Origin of the sequence: Sphaerisporangium viridialbum (assembly GCF_049674955.1) — a bacterium.
Taxonomy (GTDB): domain Bacteria; phylum Actinomycetota; class Actinomycetes; order Streptosporangiales; family Streptosporangiaceae; genus Sphaerisporangium; species Sphaerisporangium viridialbum.
On sequence record NZ_CP187232.1, the window covers coordinates 9,475,643 to 9,494,086 of the forward strand.

Genomic DNA, 18,444 nt, shown 5'->3' on the forward strand with positions numbered 1-18,444 from the left:
CGATCTCCGCTTCTACGGCTAAGGAGACGCCCTCGACGGCACGGCCGGGGGCCGACGCCGCTGACTACTACCGCTGTATCTGTCCCGCGTCGCCGGTGGTCCTTGCGGTTAGTGAAGGTCGGCCGCGTAGAGGGCCAGGTCGACGCGGTTGGGGTGCCCGGTCTTCGCGAGGAGGCTCGCGACGTGCTTCTCGACAGTGCGGGGGGACAGGTGCAGGCGGTGGGCGATGTCGTGGTTGGTGTGGCGGTCGATGAGCAGTTCGAGCACCTGGTACTCACGCACGGTGACGCCCTGCTTGCGGAGTTCGGCCGGGATGCGGTCATGGCCGGTGCGGCGTTGCGCCACGGTGATGCCCGCCTTGCGGAGCAACCCTCTGCACGCGGCCGCGACGGCGGGGACGTCGACCTTGTGGAAGTACTCCTCGGCGGTGTGCAGCCAGGTCACCGGGTCGCCCCAGCCGTCGGCGAGGGCGGCCTCGGCGACGAGCCTGAGCCCGAGGTGGCCGGCCATGGGGTACGGAGCCGCGGCCCGCATCCCTTCCGCGACCGCCGAGGCGGCGGCGTCGTGGCGGCCTGACCTGCCGAGGAGGACCGCCTGTGTCAGGTGGAGGAACTGCCGGTTCCATCGCAGCTCCGCCGCCGCATCACCGGCCACGGCCTCGTACTCCGCGAGGTCCGTGGCGGATCGCAGCGCCGCGAGCAACGGCCGCAGACCGTAGCGCCCCGTCAGGAAGAAGACCGGCGGGTTGTCCTCCTCCCAGGCCCACGCCAGGTCGAGCTCGTCGATCGCCCGTTGCCTGTCCTCCTCAAGGAGGGCGCACGTCGCCTGGCAGAAACCGGAGACGAGCGGGGCCTGCTGGGTGCGCGCGCCGCCCAGCCGGCCGAACTCACCGAGCATGAACTCCATCTCCTGCCGCCTGGCCTGGTGGGCGGCGGCGGCCGCGGCGGTCAGCACCGCGAACTGGTGGTCGTCGGCGTTGCGCAGCCGGGCGGTGGCCGCCGCGCAACGATCGGCGAGCGCCCGCGCCACGTCGAACTCGGCGTGCATGACCGCCCGTATCGCGAAGACCGCGTCGATGCTGTACCCGAGCATGATCGCGCCCGTCTGCCTGGCCGCCTGCTGGGCCTGTTCGAGGCGGACCTGCTCGCCCGTGCGCATGCTCTCGTTGACCCCGAGCCGGAACAGCGCGTTGATCTGCCACATGCGGAGATCATGTTGTTCCGCGACGGCGAGCATGCGGCGCAGATGGGCGTCCGCCTCGTCGAAGCCGCGCTGCCGGGCGATCATGGCCAGCAGTTGCAGGGCCTGGCAGGCCACCTCGGGCAGCCCCGCCTCCATGGCGGACGAGACGGCGTGGCGGGCGAGTCGCTCCGCCTCGACGGCGCGGTCGTGGCCCAGGCCGTCGTTCAGGATCAGGTGGGCCTCGACCACGTCGATGCGAGCGATGAGCCCCGGCTCCGGCGCGGATCCGAGCACGGCGCGCGCGGTCTTCACCGAGGCGGCGCCCTCGGCCCAGCGTCCGGTCACGACGGCGACCCAGGCCAGCCTGGCGTGCAGCGCCACGTGCGGTTCCGCGCTCAGCGTCGCGACGTTGGCCCAGGTGGCCCGGGCGGCCACGGAGAAGGCCCGGTCGGCCTGACCCGCCTCGGCCAGGGCCTGGAGGAATGATTCGAGTATCCGGGCGCGGTCGTCGGCGCAGGTGCCGTCGGCGAGCTCGTAGGAACGTTCGAGGAGGGTCGCCGCGGACGCGGTGGCGCCCGTGGCCAGGGCGCGCCTGCCCGCCTCCGCCAGCAGCAGCGCGGCGGCGTGCGCGTCGCCGGCCGTCAGGCGTAGTCCCGCGACGAACTGGCACCAGTCGTCCGGCAGCCCGGGGTGCGCGGCGCTGATGGCGTCGGCCGCCCGCCGGGCCAGCGAGGCGCGTTCCGCCGCGGGGAGCACCGCCAGCAGCGCGTCGGCGATCAGGGAGTGGCGGAAGGCGTACCAGTCGGGCACGGCCGGATCGGGAACCAGGAGCTGGGCGTCGACGCCGGCGCGCAGGTGGCCGAAGAGCGCGCGTTCGTCGAGCCCGAGGACGGCGCGGACGGCCTCCAGGGGGAACTGGCGTCCGAGCACGGCGGCCAGGTGCAGCACCTCCTGCGTCTCGGGACCGAGACCCGTCGCCCGTTGCGCGACGCCGCGGGTGACGTTCGAGGGCACGTCGTTGCCGGGCGCCGCGGTCAGGCGCCACGCGCTGCCGTCCCGGACCAGGACACGCCGGTCGAGCAGGTCGCCGAGCAGCTCCTCGACCATGAAGGGGATGCCGTCGGCGTCGCGGGTGAGCCGGTCGGAGACGGGGCCTGGCAGTGCGCCGGCCTCGATGCCGAGGCAGGCGGCGGCAAGAGCCCTCACGTGCTCCGTGCCGAGGGGGCGCAGGGTGACGGCCGTCGCGGCCCGCCGGACGACCGCGGCGCGGCTCACGTCCCCCGCGGCGTGCGAGCCAGGTTGCAGGGTGGCGAGCAGGAGGGCCGGCTGGTCGGCGAGGTTGTCGGCGAGGTACTCGGCGACGGCCAGGGTCTCGGCGTCGGCGTCGTGCAGGTCGTCGAGGATCAGGAGGCAGCCGCGGTCGCGGCCGACGACCGCGAGCAGGCGGAGCACGGCCTCCGCGAGCACGATCACCGACTCCCCTGTGCCGGGTGCCGCGTGCTCGCGCCAGTCGGGGACGAGGCGGCCGAGAGCGGGGCGGTAGGGCGCGAGATCGGGGTCGTCGAGCGGTATGCCGCCCGCGCGGGGCAGCGAGAGCAGCGCCTCGGTGACCGCCCGGAACGGCACCGCCGGGCCGACCGCGCTCCCGCGACCGCGAAGCACCACCATGCCCTTCTCCGCGGCGTGCTGGGCGCTCTCTCCCACGAGCCGTGTCTTGCCGATGCCGGCGTCTCCGAGGACGAAGACGGTGTCACCGCGCCGGTCGCGGGCGGCGGCCAGCCGATCGCCGATCAATTCCAGCTCGTCATCACGACCGACAAGGACAGGTGAGAAAACGCGCATGATCCGAGGCTTGATCAGGGATGTTGACGAACGATCGATTCGCGATTGCATCCGCGCGACGAGGGCGCCGGGTGACGGCCCGGCGCCCTCGTCACCAGATCACATGAACACGGTTGAATGGGTGCTGTTACCCGGATCCACCGTGGTGCCGCCCCCCAGCCCGATCGCCCCGGCGAGCAGCCCCGCTCGAAGCGTCGCGCGCCTCAGCACGCTGATCTTGATCTCCCCCGCAGGGTGCTCCCCCGCGTTCGCGTCGTCGGCACCGCGCTCGGCCGTCGACGGAACGGCATCACTGTTCTCCATACTGCCTTCTCCCCCTTTAGGAACATGGGCGCCCGATCTTCAGGTGCCCCTCTGACGCCCCGGTGCCCGAAGAAGCAGCACCGAGGGAACTTGGTGCGGCGCGCCCAGCCTGAGCAGCGCGAACCCGATTCCGGCGAGGCCGTGCAACAGGCCGGGGCCGGCGACGTCGGCGGTGCCGCATCTCGGGCCGTACCTCTCCAGGGCCGCCAGCAGGGCGCCCCCCTGCTGGAGCAGCGCGATCACGGCCGGCGTGCTCCCGCGTTCCGCCGCGACCGCGAGCAGGTCGAGACGGCCCGCCTCGCCGTGGCACAGGCTGTGGTCGGACAGCAGCCCCCCTCGTGGGATGCCGGTGACGACCCGGTCGACGAGCGCGGAGATCGCGGGGTCGGCGAGCAGCGCGGGGCTGTCAGCGAGGGCCAGTGCCACGCCGGGAGCGCCACGGCACCAGGAGGGTGCCGAGGTGAGGCTCGCAGCCGAGCCGGTCTCCAGCTCAGAAGCAGAGCCGGTCACCAGCTCAGAAGCCGAGCGGGTCACCAGCTCAGAAGCCGAGCCGGTCAGTAGCTCAGAAGCCGAGCGGGTCAGCAGCTCGCGGCCATGCTCGGCGTAGCGGTCACCGCCGCCGGACGCGGCGAACCGCAGCAGCGCCCAGCCGGCACCGGCCGTTCCCGCGGCGAAGCCGGAGGGGAGGCCGGAGGTGGCGGGGTGCGTGAGCAGATGGTCCGCGCAGGCCGTGGCCGTACGCCGCGCGGCGGGCGACCCGGTGAGCTCGTGAACGGAGAGCATCGCCGCGAGGCATCCCGCGCTGCCGTCGGCGACGCCGAGATCGAGATCGTCGTCGGTCTCCACGGCCAGTGCCGCGAGCCGTACGGCGGTCTCGGCAGAGTCGGACAGAACCGCGTCGTCCAGCAGATCGGCCAGTCGCGCCAGCGCGTAGGCGATCCCCCCGAATCCGGAGAAACCACCACAGCCGATGGCCGGGACATGTTCAGGCCGGGCGGCCAGGGCGGCGAGCAGATCGGGCAACGGCGCAAGTGCCCGGCGGGCCGCGGTGGCGTACCGCTGGATCCCGGTCACGTGGGCCAGTTCGGTGAGGAACAGGGCGGTGCCGCTGTAGCCGGTGGCCAGTCCCGCGCCGAGCGGCATGAGCGTCCACCGGTGCCCGCCCGCGGGTTCGAGCCCCAGCCAGTTGACCCGTGTGCCGTCCCGGTAGCCACGGCCGATGATCTGGTCCGCCAAGCCACAGGCCGCGGCGAGCAGACGCCAGCGATCGGGGACGGCGCCTGACGGGACGGTCCGGACCGGCTCTCCGCTCTCGTGGCCGGCGTCGGCACGGCGCGTCGAGAGCGAGGCCCTGATGATCCATTCCTGGTCGCACCGATCGCTCGGGCCCATGCTCTGGATCTTCTGGATGGTCGCGTCGAGGGCGGACCTCCTGAGCACTCCCTTCACGACCTCGCCCGACCCGGTCCACAGGTCCCGGCTCCCCGGCCGGGTGCCGAACAGCGGCACGTCGCCGTTCCACAGCTCGGTGAGCTCGTGGCCGAGCGTCAGGTCGTGCACGGGTTCGGCGGTCGCCGGGGCGAGGTAGTCCAGCACACGGTCCCGCTCCACCCCGTCGCGCAGCACGTCGGGATGGGTCGACTCGTCGAGGAGCGACGCGTACACGTGGGTCGGCCGCGTCAGCACGCGCACCTCGTCGTCCGCGAACCGGTGCAGCAGGCCGCGCGGGCCGGCGAGATCGGCCCGGTGCGCGACGATCGCGTCGTACGCGGCCCGGAACCCCGACAGCAGAGCGTCACGGTGGTCGGCCGGGTCCGGCGAGTCCCCGTCGAGCCTCGGCCGGTTGGCTCCGCCGGTGAACCGGGCGGGCCGGCGCACCAGCCTCATCTCGTCTGTGCCCGGCGCGTCCCACTCCACGACGTCGACGGGGAACACGGCGCTGTGGTCGCCGCCGAGCCCGGACATGTCGGCCGCCCCTCGATCGCCGACCAGGGACAACGGCAGCAGCATGGTCTCCATCACCGACGCGGACAGGGCCGCGGCGGCGGGATCGGTCACCGTGGAAAGCGCCGGGTGCAGCAGCGTCTCCACGTCGACGGGCACCGGCTGGTCCGCGCAGGCGATCACGTTCTCGTAGTGCATGTCGGTGCCGTTGAGGGCGTACAGCAGGGCGAGCAGGGCGCCCTGCCGGTGGTAGAAGCGTTCGACGTCGGCCGGCCTCTCGCAGGGCCGAGGGTGGACGAACTCCGCCCAGCCGTACGCCGACCGGTCGACAAGGGCGACGGTGCGCAGCTCGAGCCCGGGCACCAGGGAGTTGAGCCAGCGGACGACCTCGTTGAAGTGCTCGTGTACGGCGACGGCGCGCGGCTTGTACACGGCGCGTGCCTCGGTGGCGAAGTGCAGCACGGCCACGGCACGGCCGCCCCTGTGACGGTCGCCGGACTCGGCGAGGCGGGTGAGAGGGCCGGGATCCCGGCCGCCGAGCAGCCGGTCCACGATCGCACCGCGGTCCGCGGTGAAGCGTTCCAGCAGCTCGGCGGTGGCGTCGACGGCCTGCCCGCTCATCCGCGCCAGCAGCCGGGCGAGCACGGGGTACTCGGACATCAGGCCGGTGAGGCCCGAGGGGGTCGAGCGCAGGCGCACGAAGTCGGCGAACCGCTGCTCGGGCGTGGCCCCGCCGAGCCGGCCTGCCTTCCTGGCCCGGTGGAGTTCGAGGACCAGCGTACGGCTCGCCGTACGGACCAGCCGGGCGCTCAACTGCTGGACGAAGGCGTCGAGGACGGCCTCGACCTCCACCGTGCCCCGCGAGGGTGGCAGCCGTTCGGCCAGCTCGCGCTCGGCGTGCGTGGCGAACGGCCGCACGATCGACCCGAAGCCGTCCGGAGCCGTCCGAGCGCCGGGGTCCATTGCCAGCACCCGCTCCGTGACGGTGGCCCACTCGGGCGCCTCGGCCGCGTCGGGGGCGACCGGCGACACGGCACGCTCGGCGAGGTTGAGACCGGGCGTCCACCAGGCGGGTGCGATCACCGGTGACGGGGCGAGAGTCGGCGTTCCGGGCATGGCGACGACTGTGCCAGGCCGCGATCAGCCGGACATGGGTGCTGAGTACCCATATTTGCGCTCAACCCGCTGACCAGCGCACTTCCACCGCCCAGCCGGTGAACCGCCGAGCCGCCGGGTGATCCGGGCGCCGGGCGGTCACGGCCGCCGCCCCTACCCGCCCGCCGCCACGCCCCCGCCGCAAACCGGGTGGAGCGTACGGATGTGCCCCGGTGGTCCCGCCGGACAGCCTTACCCCTGTGCGACGGACACGAAAGAGCTCTGGGGGGCGTCATGGGCAGCGCGGCAGCCGAATCTCAACCGGACGACGGGTTCCCGCTCGCGGAAGTGGTACGCACGATCCTCGACCGCGAGGGCGCGGACGGCTGGGTCACGCGGGACCGCGACGTGTGGTGCGCGGTCGAACCGCACGGGTACCGCTACCGTACGCAGGGCTGGAAGCTGCACGTGTCGACGACGGCGCTGGCGGCCCCACTGGTGCTGCGGCGTGCCGCACAGGTGCTCGTGCGCCACGGCTGCGCCTTCAAGTTCGCCCCCACGCTCGCCCGCGTGCTGGAACTCGGCGGCGCGCACACCCCGCGCGGCGGCGCGGGCAAGTTCATCACGGCCTACCCGCTCGACGACGACCATTTCCGCCGCGTCGCCGCCGGCCTGCACGAGGCCACCGTGGGCCTTCCCGGCCCGCAGATCCTGTCCGACCGGCCGTACCTGCCCGGCAGCCTCGTGCACTACCGGTACGGCGCGTTCCGCGGGCTCCCCCAGCGCGACGACGACGGGCGGATCCGGCACGTGATCGTCTCCCCGGCCGGCGATCTCGTCGAGGACCGGCGCGATCCGTGGTTCACGCCGCCGCCGTGGGCGACCGCGCCCCTGCCTGACCCCGCGAAACCGCCCGCGGGCGACGCGCCGGAAGCGGTGCTCCTCGACGGCCGCTTCAAGGTCTACGAGGCGATCCGGCACGCCAACCGCGGCGGCGTGTACCTCGCCACCGACACCGAGACCGGCGCCACCGTGGTCGTCAAGCAGGCCCGGCGGCACGTGGACTCCGGGCTCTCCGGCAACGACGCGCAGGACCGCCTGCGCTACGAGGCGGAGGTGCTGGCCGATCTCGCCGGCCTCGGCGTCACCCCGCGTCCGGTGAAGCTGTTCCGGCAGGACGACGACCTCTTCCTCGCCGAGGAACAGGTCACGGGATCCACCTTCGCCGCCTGGAGCCACGAGCAGATCTCGCACAAGGGCCTGGACACGCTCGAACCGGCCTGGCCGGTGGTGCTCGACATGGCGCGCCGCCTGACCGGCGCCCTCGAACGCGTGCACGGCGCGGGGTACGCACTGCGCGACTTCACGGCGACCAACGTCATCGTCGAACCCGGCGGCGAGGTCCGCGTGATCGACCTGGAGATGGCGGCCAGGCCCGGCGATCTCGTCCAGCCCGCCTACACCCCGGGGTTCGCCGCGCCGGAACAGATCGACGCCATGCGTCCCGGACCGGCCCCCGACTTCGCGGTCGACAGATACGCGCTCGGCGCACTGCTGTTCTCGCTGCTGACCGGGGGCACCCCGCCCGCGTCCTCGTACGACCTCGTGGACGGCAGGCCGCGACACCCCGGTGCCGGCCCCGCGGAGGAGCTGGTCAGGATCGCCGCGGTGACCAACGGCGCGGTGCGGCGGCTCCAGCCGCTGCTGCTCGGGCTGCTCGCGGACGATCCCGGCGCGCGCTGGTCTCTGCGCCGCGTGCGTGACTTCCTCCGGGACGTCGACCCGCCCGCCGCCCCGCCGGCCCGCGTCGGCGACGCCCGCGTGCCGGCCGTCCGGCACGAGTCGGTGCTGCGCGACGGGCTCGCGTTCGTCGCCGAGACGATGACCCCTGACAAGGCCCGGCTGTGGCACTACGACGCGGACAGCGACCCGCTCAACGTCCAGCACGGCGCGGCCGGGACGCTGGGAGTGCTCGCCCGCGCCCACACCCTTCTCGGCGGTGGCCTGGAAGACCCGCTGCGGCGGGCCGCCGGGTGGATCCGCGACAGGCTCGCGGGCGACGACCGCGTGCTGCCCGGCCTGTACTTCGGCCGCTCCGGTGCCGCGTGGGCGCTGCACGACGCCGCCCGCGCGCTCGACGACGACGATCTGGCCGCCGTGGCGCTCGCCCAGGCCAAGGCCGTGCCGCTGGTCTGGCCGAACCCGGACGTGTGCCACGGCGCTGCCGGTGCCGGCCTCACCCAGCTTCACCTGTGGCGGGCCACCGGCGTGGAGACCTTCCGCGAGCGCGCCCTGGCCTGCGCCGACGGGCTGGCGGCCGCCGTGACCCGCCGTGACGGCGGCGTGTACTGGCCGATCCCCGCGAGCCTCCGCTCGGAGCTGGCCGGCGCCACCCACTACGGCTTCGCCCACGGCGTGGCCGGGATCGGAACGTTCCTGCTCACCGCCGGGGCGGCCGGCGGACGCGCGGACCTGGTCGCGCTCGCCGTCGAGGCCGGCGCCACCCTCGCGGGCCTGGCCGTCCGAGAGGACGGGGCCGCGTGGTGGCCCGCGGGTCCGCACGACGCGACTCCTCTCGCGCACTGGTGCAGCGGCTCCTCGGGCATCGGCACCTTCCTGCTGCGCCTCGCGACCGTCACCGGTGAGGACCGCTTCGCCGGGCTCGCGCGCGAGGCCGCGGTGGCCGTGTACCGCAACCGCTGGCGGGCACTTCCCGCCGCCTGCCACGGCCTCGCCGGAGACGCCGACTTCCTGCTGGACCTGGCCGAGGCACTCGACGAGCCCCGCTATCGGGACCAGGCCGCGGAGCTCGCCTCCTGCGCGCTCGCCCGTCCCGTACGCCAAGCAGGCCGCCTGCTCGTCGCCGACGCGCCGGGCCGAGGGGTCAGCGCCGGCTACAACACCGGGCTGAGCGGGCTGCTCGCGCTGCTGACGCGGCTGCACCACGGTGGCCCGCGCATGTGGCTCCCCGCGATCCCGCAAGGAGAGGGAGCCAGGTGACCGCGCCCACGATCGCTCCGGCCACCGCCCTGGTGGACCGCATGCGCTTCCGTACCGCGTTCCAGGCCTCGCCCGACGGCCGGACGGTGACCTGCCTGACGGCCCCGTACGGCGAGGAGCGGCTCGCCCTCGAAGTCCGGCGGCTGCCCGGCGGCAGGTGGCGGCTGCTCAGCGACGACGAGACCGCCTACACCCGTGCCGTGCCCGTGGCGGGGGACCAGATCGCCGTGTTGCGCGGCGCACCGGGCGACTACCGCCTGCACCTGCTGTCCCCGGCCGCCGACCGGCACGTGCGGACCCTGGACTGGACGTCGGCCAAGTTGCTGGCGGCACCACCCAGGCAGGTCCTCGCGTACGCCGTGGTCTTCGACGACGCGCTGGTCAGGAGCCACCTGTTCCTGGTGCTCCCCCACGAGCCGTGGGTGAGTCACGTCGCGACCGTCGAGGGGATGCTCGCCGGCGGGTTCCCGCTCGACGCCGCCGGGCGCCGCCTCGGCATGACCCACCTCACCGGCGACACCGCCCGGCCGATCGCCGTGGACACGCTGGGCGGCGGCGTCACGCCCCTGCCGGGCGCGTCCGCCCGGGCACGCGAGCACCTGCTGCTCGCCTCGCCCGTCAGCGGTCGCCTCGTGCTCGCCAGCGACGCCCCCGGCCACTTCGGCGTCGCCTGCGCCACGCCGGGCGGCGACGTCACCTTCCCCGCCGGGCTCAACGCCATCGACGGCACCGTGGCCCCGATCGCGATCGACCCCACCGGGGAACGTCTCGCGCTGCGGGTGCAGCAGGGGGCGACCAGCCGGCTGCTCGGCTACCACGTGGACACCGACCGGGCCGAGAGTCTCACGACTCCCGTGGGGATCATCAACCGGGAGGCCGTGTGGAACCCGGCGGGCCTGTACGTGTCGGTCAGCACGCCCACGATCCCCGGCGAGCTCGTGCGCGCCGGGGACCCCGCGACGCCCCGGCCCACGCCGTGGGTCCCCGGCCGCGCCGTCTGGCTGACCGGCGCCGGGGAACCGATGGAGGCCGTGGTGTACGGCGACGACTGGCGGCATGCCCGGCATCTGCTCATCGCGCTGCACGGCGGCCCGGAGGCGCACTGGCGGCTCGAGTTCGAGCCGCAGTTCCAGTGGTTCGCGCAGGCGGGCATCGCCGTCGTCGCCCCCAACCAGCAGGGCAGCACCGGCTACGGAGAGCCGTACCGTGCCCGCATCGACGGCGCCTGGGGCGGCGCCGACCTGGACGACGTCCACGCCCTCGCCCGCGACCTTGCCGAGGCCCGCGCCGGCGCCGGGCTCCCGCCGCCGATGCTGTACGGCGCGAGCTACGGGGCGTTCCTCGCGCTGCTGGCCGCGGCCACCGCCCCCGAGCTGTTCGGCAGAGTCGCCGTGGTCGCCCCCTTCCTGTCGGGGCAGCGCCTGCACCGGCAGGCGTCGCACCCGACCAGGCGGCTCGTCGCGCGACTCGGCGGCGACCACGTGCACGTCGACGCGCTGGGCCCGCGCGATCTCGGCGACCTGCACCGGCGCCTGGCCGTCCCGTTGCACATCATCCACGGCACCGGCGACCAGGTGGTTCCGGTCGAGCAGTCCCGCGAGCTGGTCGGCCTCCTGCGCCGCGCCGGTCGCTCGGACGACCTCGACTACGTCGAGGTGCCCGGCGGCGGCCATTTCCCCGTCGGCGAGCCGGGCGGCGCGGCGCTCGCCGACGCGATGATCCGGTTCCTCCTGCGGGACCCGGCCTGACCGCCTCAGACCTCCCCCGGCGAACTCGCCGGCGGGACCCGGCGACCGAAGAAAGGAGGTGAACACCATGACCTTCGACCTGGAGGCCCTGCAGCGGATGCCGCTGCGCGAGCCCGAGATGAAGGGGCTCGCCGCCGGCGAGTCGATCATCTCGATCATCGTCTGGACGATCTTCACCACGTGACCGGCACTCCGGCCACCGGACCGACAGAGGGGGTGAATGCCATGAACTTCGACGTCGACGCCCTCCAGCGACTGCCGCTGAGAGAGCCGGAGACCAAGGGGCTGGCCGCAAACGAGTCCCGCACGCTCACCGACATCATCTGGTGGACGATCTGCGGCGTGTACACCGCCAACTGACAAGCCCCGCTTGTCGATCGAGAGAGAACCGCCATGCGCTTCGACGTAGCGGAACTGCAGAGGCTGCCCGAGCACGCCGGCCACCAGACCGGCATGGCCCGGAAGCAGGTGAGCGAGGTGACCACGATCTTCCAGTGCCACTCGTCCACCGCGATCACGTCCACCGCGACGTGGTGAGCGCCACCACCGTCCGACGATCCGACCAGAAAGGACTGTTCACCATGAGCTTCGACACCGACGCCCTCCAGCGACTGCCCGAGCAGAACCCGGCGGCCAACGGCCTGCGGCCGCCGCCCACCTGGACCTGCACGATGTTCCTGACCGACCTGACCAGCACCTGGATGTAACACCCGCACGCACCGATCCAACGACCCGATCAGAAAGGAATGTTCACCATGAGCCTCGACACCGACGCCCTCCAGCGACTGCCCGAGCAGAACCCGGCGGCCGACGGGCTGATCCCGCCGCCCACCTTCACCTGGACCTGCACGTGGGTCTTCACCGGCTGGCTGTAAAACCCGCGATCGGAAAGGACCGTTCGTCATGAGTCTCGAGGCCGGCGCTCTGCGGCGTTCGCCCGAGCGGAACCCGGCGGGGTGAACGGCCTGGCGCCGTTCCCCACCTCCGCTTTCGAGACTCTCCGCACCACCACGATCAGGTCCTGAACCCGCACGCACCGGGCCGGGCACGTCATGACGTGCCCGGCCCGGTCACCGCTTGGGAGAACTCCATGACCACTTCCTCCGTCACCGCCGGCGCCCTGGCCGGGCACCGCGGCCGAGGACTCGCCGTGATCACCGCGGTGGCTCTCGCCGGTACGGCGGTCACCCTCACCGGGCCGCTGGCCGTCGCCGCCGCCGTCGACGCCGCGCTCGCCGGGCGGCCGACCGCCGGCCCGCTCCTCCAGCTCGGGGGTCTGTACGGCGCCGGGACGCTGCTCGCGATGGCGCAGGCGCGCATGATGGGCGGCTGGTCGGCCGGCACCACCGCCGACCTGCGGCGACGGCTGGTCACCCACACCCTTTCCCTCACCAGCGGGCTTCAGCGCTTCGCGCCCGGCGACCTGACGAGCAGGCTGCTGACGGCCACCACCGAGACGGCGATGATCGGCCCCCTGGTGGTCACGGCCGTGACCACGACGCTCACCGCGATCGGCGGCGGGCTGGTCCTGTGGTACATCGACGCCGTCACCGCCGCGGTACTGCTCCTCGGCGTCGGGCTGACGCTGCTGCTGGTCCACCGGTTCGTCTCTGCCACCACCACGCTGGCCGGCGACTACCAGAAGGCGCAGGGCGACCTCGCCGCCCGGCTCGCCGACGTCATGGCGGGCGTCCGCACCGTACGGGCCTGCGGGATGGTCGACCGGGAGAAACACCGGGTGCTCCAGCCACTGCCCCGCATGGCGGAGGCGGGCCGGGCGATGTGGCGGATGCAGCGCTCCGTGCTGTTCCATCTCGACCTGATCATCCCGGCCCTGCGCATGCTCACCCTGGGCATCGCGGGGTACGGTGTCGCCGCCGGACGCGTGTCCCCCGGGCAGCTCCTCGCCGCCGTCGCCTACGCGGGCCTCGCGTTACAGGGCATCGCCCTGGTCGAGGTGATGCTCGGCATAGCCCGCGCCCGCGCCGGCTCCGGTCGCCTCGGCGAGGTGCTCTCCACCGAGCCGCCCGACCGCTCGGGAACCGCCACCCTGCCGGCCGTACGAGCCGACGTGGAGTTCCGCGACATCACGGTCCTCGTGGACGGCACCCCGGTGCTCGACCGGCTCGATCTCACCGTTCCCGCGGGCACGAGCGTCGCCGTCGTCGGCCGGTCGGGCTCCGGCAAGTCGGCCCTCGTCGCGCTCGTCGGGCGCCTGCGCGACCCGGACCACGGCACCGTGCTCCTCGACGGTGTGCCCGTCTCCGCGATCGGGCCCGCCGAGCTGCGACGCCTGGTGGCCTACGCGTTCGCCCACCCCCACCTGCTCGGCGCCTCCGTGCACGACGGCCTGACCTACGGGCTCGGGCCGGTGGACAGAGCCGACGTCGTACGGGCGGCCGAGCGGGCCCGCATCGACGGCTGGGTCCGCCGGTCGTCCCGGGGTTACGACACACCGCTCGCCGACGCCCCGCGCTCCGGCGGCGAGGCACAGCGGCTCGGGCTGGCGCGCGCGCTGGTCCGCGACGCCGACGTGACCGTGCTCGACGACGCCACCTCCAGCCTCGACACCGTGACCGAGGCCGAGGTCAGCACCGCCATCGACGCGGCTCTGGCCGGGCGCACCCGGTTCTTCGTCGCCCACCGCGCCGCCACGGCGGCCCGCTGCGACCTGGTCGCCTGGCTGCACGAAGGGAAGATCCGCGCCCTGGCGCCGCACGAGAAGCTGTGGACCCTGCCCGAGTACCGCGCGCTGTTCCAGCCCGCCGAGTCCGACGGGGAGACCTCGTGATGACCGGCACGCTCCGCCGGCTCGTAGATCTGACCGGCTATGCCCGCCCGGTCCGCCGGCTCGTACCGGATCTGACCGGCTATGCCCGACCACTCCGCTGGATCGCCTGGTGGTCCGCCGTCGAGGCCCTGCCCGCGCTCGCCTCCGGGATTCTCGTGGCCCAGGCTCTCGACCGGGGTTTCCTGGTAGGGCGTCCGATGGCAGGGGGCGCCTGGCTGGCGCTGTTCGGCGCGGCGATGCTGCTCAAGGCCGCCGCGACCCGAGCCGTCACCCCGTACGTCGCGGACCTCGTCGAGCGGATCCGGGACGCCATCATGCGGTCGGTGGTCGGCGCGACGCTCGACCGTGTGACCGCCGGTGTCGACCGGCCCGACCAGGCCGGTGTCGCCCGCCTCACCCAGCAGGTGGAGACGGTGCGCACCCTGCTCTCCGTACTGCTGCGCAGCGCCCGCCAGACCGTCACCGGGCTCCTCGCGGCGCTCGGCGGCCTCGCCACGCTCGCTCCCGGCGCCCTGCTCGTGATCCTCCCGCCCGTCGTCGCGTCGATGCTGCTCACCGTGCCGCTGCTGCGGCGCGTCGCCCGGCGGCAACGGGAGCTGATGCGCGCGGAGGAGCGGACCGCCGGGCACGTCGGCGAGCTGTTCGGCGCCACGCGCGACATCACCGCGTGCGGCGCCCAGTCACGCGCCGACCGCGACGCCGCGGCCGTCATCGACCGGCAGGCGGCACTGAGCCGAGCGCTCGCCAGGCTCGACGCCGTACGGCCCGCCCTGGCCATGCTCGGCGGTCAGCTTCCGCTGGTCTTCCTGCTGATCGGCACGCCCACGCTCCTGCGGAACGGCATGACCGCCGGCGCCGTCGCGGGCGCCGTCACCTACGTCTCGACCACGCTGGAACCGGCCCTGCGGGCGGGGCTGGAGACCGTCGCCTCCTGGGGCACACGGCTGGCCGCGGTCCTCGGGCGGCTCTCCGACCTGGTGACCCACGCACCCGTACGTCCGGACGCCCCGGCCGATCACCGGGCCGACGGCACCGCGATCGAGCTCGCCGGGGTGGGCTACGCGTATGCCCCCGGCGCCGAACCCGTGATCGACGGCCTGCGTCTGAGCGTGCCGGAAGGAGGCCACCTGGCGATCGTCGGTCCGAGCGGTGCGGGCAAGTCGACCCTGGCCGACCTCCTCACCGGCGTGTGCCGCCCCAGCACCGGGCACGTGCTGCTTGGCGGCGTTCCCGTCGCGGATCTGCCGCGCGGCGTGGTCGTTCTCGTCTCCCAGGACGCGTACGTGTTCGCCGGGACGGTCAGGGAGAACCTCACCTGCCTCGCCCCCGCGGTGGACGAGGCCCGCCTGTGGGAGGCCGCCGGCGTCACCGGGCTCGCGGCCGTCGTCCACAGGCTGGGCGGGCTCGACGCGGAGCTGGGCGCCGGGGGTTCGCCGCTGTCCGCGGGAGAGAAGCAGCTCGTCGAGCTCACCCGCGCCTACCTCGCGCCCGCGCCGGTGGTGATCCTCGACGAGGCCACGGCCCACCTCGACCCCGTGGCGGAAGCCCGCGTCGAGGCCGCCTTCCGGGCCAGGCCCGGCACGCTGATCGTCATCGCCCACCGCATCTCCTCGGCCCGCCGCGCCGACCGCATCCTCGTACTCGGCAGGCCGGGCCCCGATCTCGGCACCCACGACGAACTGCTGGCCGGATGCGACATGTACCAGTCCCTCGTCGGCCACTGGACCACGTCCGCTTAGCCTCACCCTCACGCCGCCCCCTCTCGGGGCATCCGAAAGCGTGCGCGCGGCCGTCGCGCGCATCCGGCGAACGCGCCACTGACCCCCGCCCGAAGGTGAGGGGTCAGTCCATCGTGGCCAGGGTGCCCCGCAACCGTCGCAGGTCCCGCTTGCGCGCTTCGTACGTCGCCCCGAGCACCACGAGGAGCAGCCCGCCCACCGCGATCGGCACCCAGCGCGGCACCGCGAGCAGCATCTCCGACACGTACGGGGCGAGTTCCCGCACCGCGACCCCGGCGAGCACGACGCCTCCGATCATCGTGGGCGCCTGGAGCCGGAACCGGGCTCCAGCGAGCAGCACCGCCAGCGCCAGCACGCCGAGCACCATCGACCGCCGCCATTCCGTGTCCGCGTAGACCGCCACCAGGCTCGGCAGCATCGTGGAGGAGAGCCCGGCACCGTAGGCCGCCCACGACGAAACGTGCGTGCTCCGCCGCCGCCACCAGCCGAATCCCAGCAGGACCAGCGAGCACGGCACCGTGTACGCCTCGACGACGGTGACCTCGCCTGCCCACAGCCGCAACCACGAGGCCAGGAGCAGCAGGGCGGTGCCCGTGTACCTGAGCCCGTCCCGGCCGGACCGGCCCGCCCACAGCGACCTGCCCAGCAGGAGCACCCCGGCCACCGCGCACCCCACGCTCGCGGCCACCCTGACCTGCAGCCCCACCGCCAGCCCCACCGCGACCGCTTCCAGGCCGAGGAACAGCACGGCGACGCCCAGCCCCCACATCCGCAATGCCGTCACCCTGGCCGCCAGCGCCACGGCGGCGGCCGCCACCGCCAGGATCGGCAGCGCGATCAGGGTCGCGGTCCTGCCGCCGAACGCGTACGCCGCCGCCTCCACCGAGGCCAGACCGGCGGTGAGCGCACAGGCCACCGCCCACCAGGGCGTCCGGCCCAGCGTGGCGGACACCGCCGGCACCGCGACCAGCGCCACCTGCACCGCCACCGCCGCCGGGTAGGCCATCGCGAGGGCATCGGGCGCGACCGCGACCATGAGCGCCCCGGACGCCAGCGCGCCGATCACCGCCGCCTTCACCGGCCACCCGCCGGTTCCGCGTACGGCAGGCACCAGGAGGCAGGCCGCGAGGACGCCGAGCGCCACCACGTCCACCGGCGACGTCACCCCGGTCGGCCACAAGCCGCCGTCCCAGGTGCCCGTCCAGAGCGTGTCGAACCAGGCCAGCGGCGCCGCGAGGGTGACCACGACCCAGGGCAGGAGCGTAAGCGCCGTCAGCAGCGCCACCAGCCCGCCGGTGACCATGCCCGCCGACCGTACCCCGCGCCAGGGCAGCCAGGTGGCGGCGAGCACCACCACGAGCGCCGGAACCAGGTACGCCAGCGGGCTCCAGTCCAGGCTGAGCATGCCCAGCGCCGACTTCGCCGGCGCGGCCAGGGCGGCGATCAGCGCGAGCGTGGTTCCCACGGTGACCAGGGAGGCCAAGACCTGCCCCTCGGTCTTGTCCCGTCCGGCCAGGCTCCACGCCACGAACGCGCCGAGCAGCACCAGCCCGGCCAGCGGCGCCGACCTGCCCAGCGCCTGCCCGACGGAGCCGGCGTCGAGCGCGTACGGCGCGCCGCCCAGCAGTGCGAGGGTCGCGACCGCGCTACCGCAGAGCACGGCCGTCGTCCACACCGGGCCGTACCCCGCCCGGCCGTACCCTGCCCGGACGTACCCCGCCCGCTCATACCCCGCCCGGACGTACCCAGCCCGGACGTACCCCGCCCGCTCATACCCCGCCCGGACGTACCGCGCCCGCTCATACCCCGCCCGGACGTACCGCACCAGGGCGACGTCCAGCGCCGCCGTGGCCACCAGCATGGCCAGCACCCAGGTCGCCGACGCGTCTCCGGCCAGCAGCGGAAGGACCGGCTGCGCCAGCACCACGGCGACCGGGACGGGCCCACGAAGCGGCACGACCCGGGCATAGACCACCAGGATCAGCGCGACGACCCCCAACACCCCGGCCGTGTAGTCCAGCACCTCGACGGCGTCGGCCCCGAGGAACCCCACCCGCCTGGCCGCGTAACCGTCCAGCAGCAGCAGTGCGACCGTGAATCCGGCCACGGTCTCGGCCGTCGCGGTGAGCCCGCGCCTGACCAGCACCGCCGGCGCCAGCATGGCCAGCGCGGTGAACCCCGCCAGCACCCCCGCGCGCCCGCCGATGCCCAACCGCCCCCAGCTCACCACGGTGAACACCACCGCGGCCACCGTCAGCAGCAGCCCCCCGAGCACGAGCAGCACGTTCTGCACGGCCCCCGCCGAAACCTCCCGCGTCCGACCCTCACCACCCGCCCCCGAGTACGGCCCCGCCGCTCCAACCCCGACCGGCCCCTGCCCCGCCGCACTACCTTGCCCCTGCCTCGCCGCACCGGCCTGCCCCTGAGCCGCCGCACCGCCTTGCCCCTGCCCCGCCGCATCGGCCTGCCCCCGGGCCGGCGCGCCGGCCTGCCCCTGGGCTTCCGCGCCGGCACGCCCTTGAGCCGTCGGGCCGACCGGTTCCCGGGCCGCCCGCGTGCGCCCGTCGCGCAGGATGCCCAGCAGTTCCTCGCGGCGGGCCAGCAGCCGGGTCTCCTGGATCCGCAGCCCGGCGAGCGCCTCATCCACCCGCCACAGCTCGTGCGCGTCAGGTCCCCACAGTGGAAGCGCACACTCAGGGCACTTGGGTGCCGAATCCGGCACAGGGGGGCCGACTCCGGCTAACGCCGCATCGCAGTCCGGGCACCGCACATCTCCGCGCATGGGAGAACAATGCTCCCT

At 74.1% G+C, this 18,444-nt stretch carries 11 protein-coding genes; 7 read left to right on the plus strand and 4 right to left on the minus strand.

The window, feature by feature from the left end; all coding sequences use genetic code 11:
• Positions 1-108 precede the first annotated feature (108 nt).
• From ACOZ38_RS42670 to ACOZ38_RS42680, 3 genes are all read right to left on the minus strand, one after another.
• On the minus strand, positions 109-3,024 hold the full coding sequence (locus tag ACOZ38_RS42670) for a helix-turn-helix transcriptional regulator (RefSeq protein WP_424536534.1): 2,916 nt from the start codon (positions 3,022-3,024) through the stop codon (positions 109-111).
• Between the two features lie 99 nt (positions 3,025-3,123).
• The gene (locus ACOZ38_RS42675) at positions 3,124-3,327 is read right to left on the minus strand and encodes a hypothetical protein (protein ID WP_405142220.1); all 204 of its coding nucleotides are present in this window, start codon (positions 3,325-3,327) and stop codon (positions 3,124-3,126) included.
• A 39-nt stretch (positions 3,328-3,366) separates the two neighbouring features.
• Positions 3,367-6,387, minus strand: a complete 3,021-nt coding sequence (locus tag ACOZ38_RS42680; protein ID WP_424536535.1) for a type 2 lanthipeptide synthetase LanM family protein — start codon at positions 6,385-6,387, stop codon at positions 3,367-3,369.
• Positions 6,388-6,660: 273 nt separating this feature from the next.
• Between ACOZ38_RS42680 and lanL the strand changes: the two genes are divergently transcribed.
• The 7 genes from lanL (at position 6,661) to ACOZ38_RS42715 (ending at position 15,644) form a co-directional block, all read left to right on the plus strand.
• On the plus strand, positions 6,661-9,366 hold the full coding sequence (lanL, locus tag ACOZ38_RS42685) for a class IV lanthionine synthetase LanL (RefSeq protein ID WP_424536536.1): 2,706 nt from the start codon (positions 6,661-6,663) through the stop codon (positions 9,364-9,366).
• Positions 9,363-11,114: an alpha/beta hydrolase family protein gene (locus tag ACOZ38_RS42690; RefSeq protein WP_424536537.1), complete on the plus strand. Its 1,752-nt coding sequence runs from the start codon at positions 9,363-9,365 to the stop codon at positions 11,112-11,114. The genes lanL and ACOZ38_RS42690 overlap by 4 nt, the downstream gene beginning before the upstream one ends.
• Before the next feature lie 225 nt (positions 11,115-11,339).
• Entirely contained in the window at positions 11,340-11,474 is a 135-nt protein-coding gene (locus tag ACOZ38_RS42695) for an ALQxL family class IV lanthipeptide (protein ID WP_424536538.1), read from the plus strand.
• A 33-nt stretch (positions 11,475-11,507) separates the two neighbouring features.
• Positions 11,508-11,651 carry a hypothetical protein gene (locus tag ACOZ38_RS42700; protein ID WP_405142225.1) on the plus strand — a complete coding sequence of 48 codons (144 nt, stop codon included), beginning with the start codon at positions 11,508-11,510 and terminating at the stop codon, positions 11,649-11,651.
• 44 nt (positions 11,652-11,695) lie between these two features.
• On the plus strand, positions 11,696-11,821 hold the full coding sequence (locus ACOZ38_RS42705) for a hypothetical protein (protein ID WP_424536539.1): 126 nt from the start codon (positions 11,696-11,698) through the stop codon (positions 11,819-11,821).
• A gap of 383 nt (positions 11,822-12,204) precedes the next feature.
• Complete coding sequence (locus tag ACOZ38_RS42710; RefSeq protein WP_424536540.1) at positions 12,205-13,905, plus strand: ABC transporter ATP-binding protein; 1,701 nt, start codon at positions 12,205-12,207, stop codon at positions 13,903-13,905.
• On the plus strand, positions 13,905-15,644 hold the full coding sequence (locus ACOZ38_RS42715) for an ABC transporter ATP-binding protein (RefSeq protein WP_424536541.1): 1,740 nt from the start codon (positions 13,905-13,907) through the stop codon (positions 15,642-15,644). Before ACOZ38_RS42710 ends, ACOZ38_RS42715 begins: the two co-directional genes overlap by 1 nt.
• A 103-nt stretch (positions 15,645-15,747) precedes the next feature.
• On the opposite strand, the gene ACOZ38_RS42720 is transcribed toward ACOZ38_RS42715, so the two are convergent.
• A complete protein-coding gene (locus ACOZ38_RS42720; protein WP_424536542.1) occupies positions 15,748-18,291 on the minus strand; it encodes an SCO7613 C-terminal domain-containing membrane protein in 2,544 nt (847 codons plus the stop codon).
• Between the last annotated feature and the right edge of the window lie 153 nt (positions 18,292-18,444).

Coding starts and splice junctions, on each gene's coding strand:
- ACOZ38_RS42705 (WP_424536539.1), top strand. CDS start 11,696: ATGAGCTTCGACACCGACGCCCTCCAGCGACTGCCCGAGCAGAACCCG.
- ACOZ38_RS42680 (WP_424536535.1), bottom strand. CDS start 6,387: ATGCCCGGAACGCCGACTCTCGCCCCGTCACCGGTGATCGCACCCGCC.
- ACOZ38_RS42700 (WP_405142225.1), top strand. CDS start 11,508: ATGCGCTTCGACGTAGCGGAACTGCAGAGGCTGCCCGAGCACGCCGGC.
- ACOZ38_RS42695 (WP_424536538.1), top strand. CDS start 11,340: ATGAACTTCGACGTCGACGCCCTCCAGCGACTGCCGCTGAGAGAGCCG.
- ACOZ38_RS42675 (WP_405142220.1), bottom strand. CDS start 3,327: ATGGAGAACAGTGATGCCGTTCCGTCGACGGCCGAGCGCGGTGCCGAC.
- ACOZ38_RS42670 (WP_424536534.1), bottom strand. CDS start 3,024: ATGCGCGTTTTCTCACCTGTCCTTGTCGGTCGTGATGACGAGCTGGAA.
- ACOZ38_RS42710 (WP_424536540.1), top strand. CDS start 12,205: ATGACCACTTCCTCCGTCACCGCCGGCGCCCTGGCCGGGCACCGCGGC.
- lanL (WP_424536536.1), top strand. CDS start 6,661: ATGGGCAGCGCGGCAGCCGAATCTCAACCGGACGACGGGTTCCCGCTC.
- ACOZ38_RS42715 (WP_424536541.1), top strand. CDS start 13,905: ATGACCGGCACGCTCCGCCGGCTCGTAGATCTGACCGGCTATGCCCGC.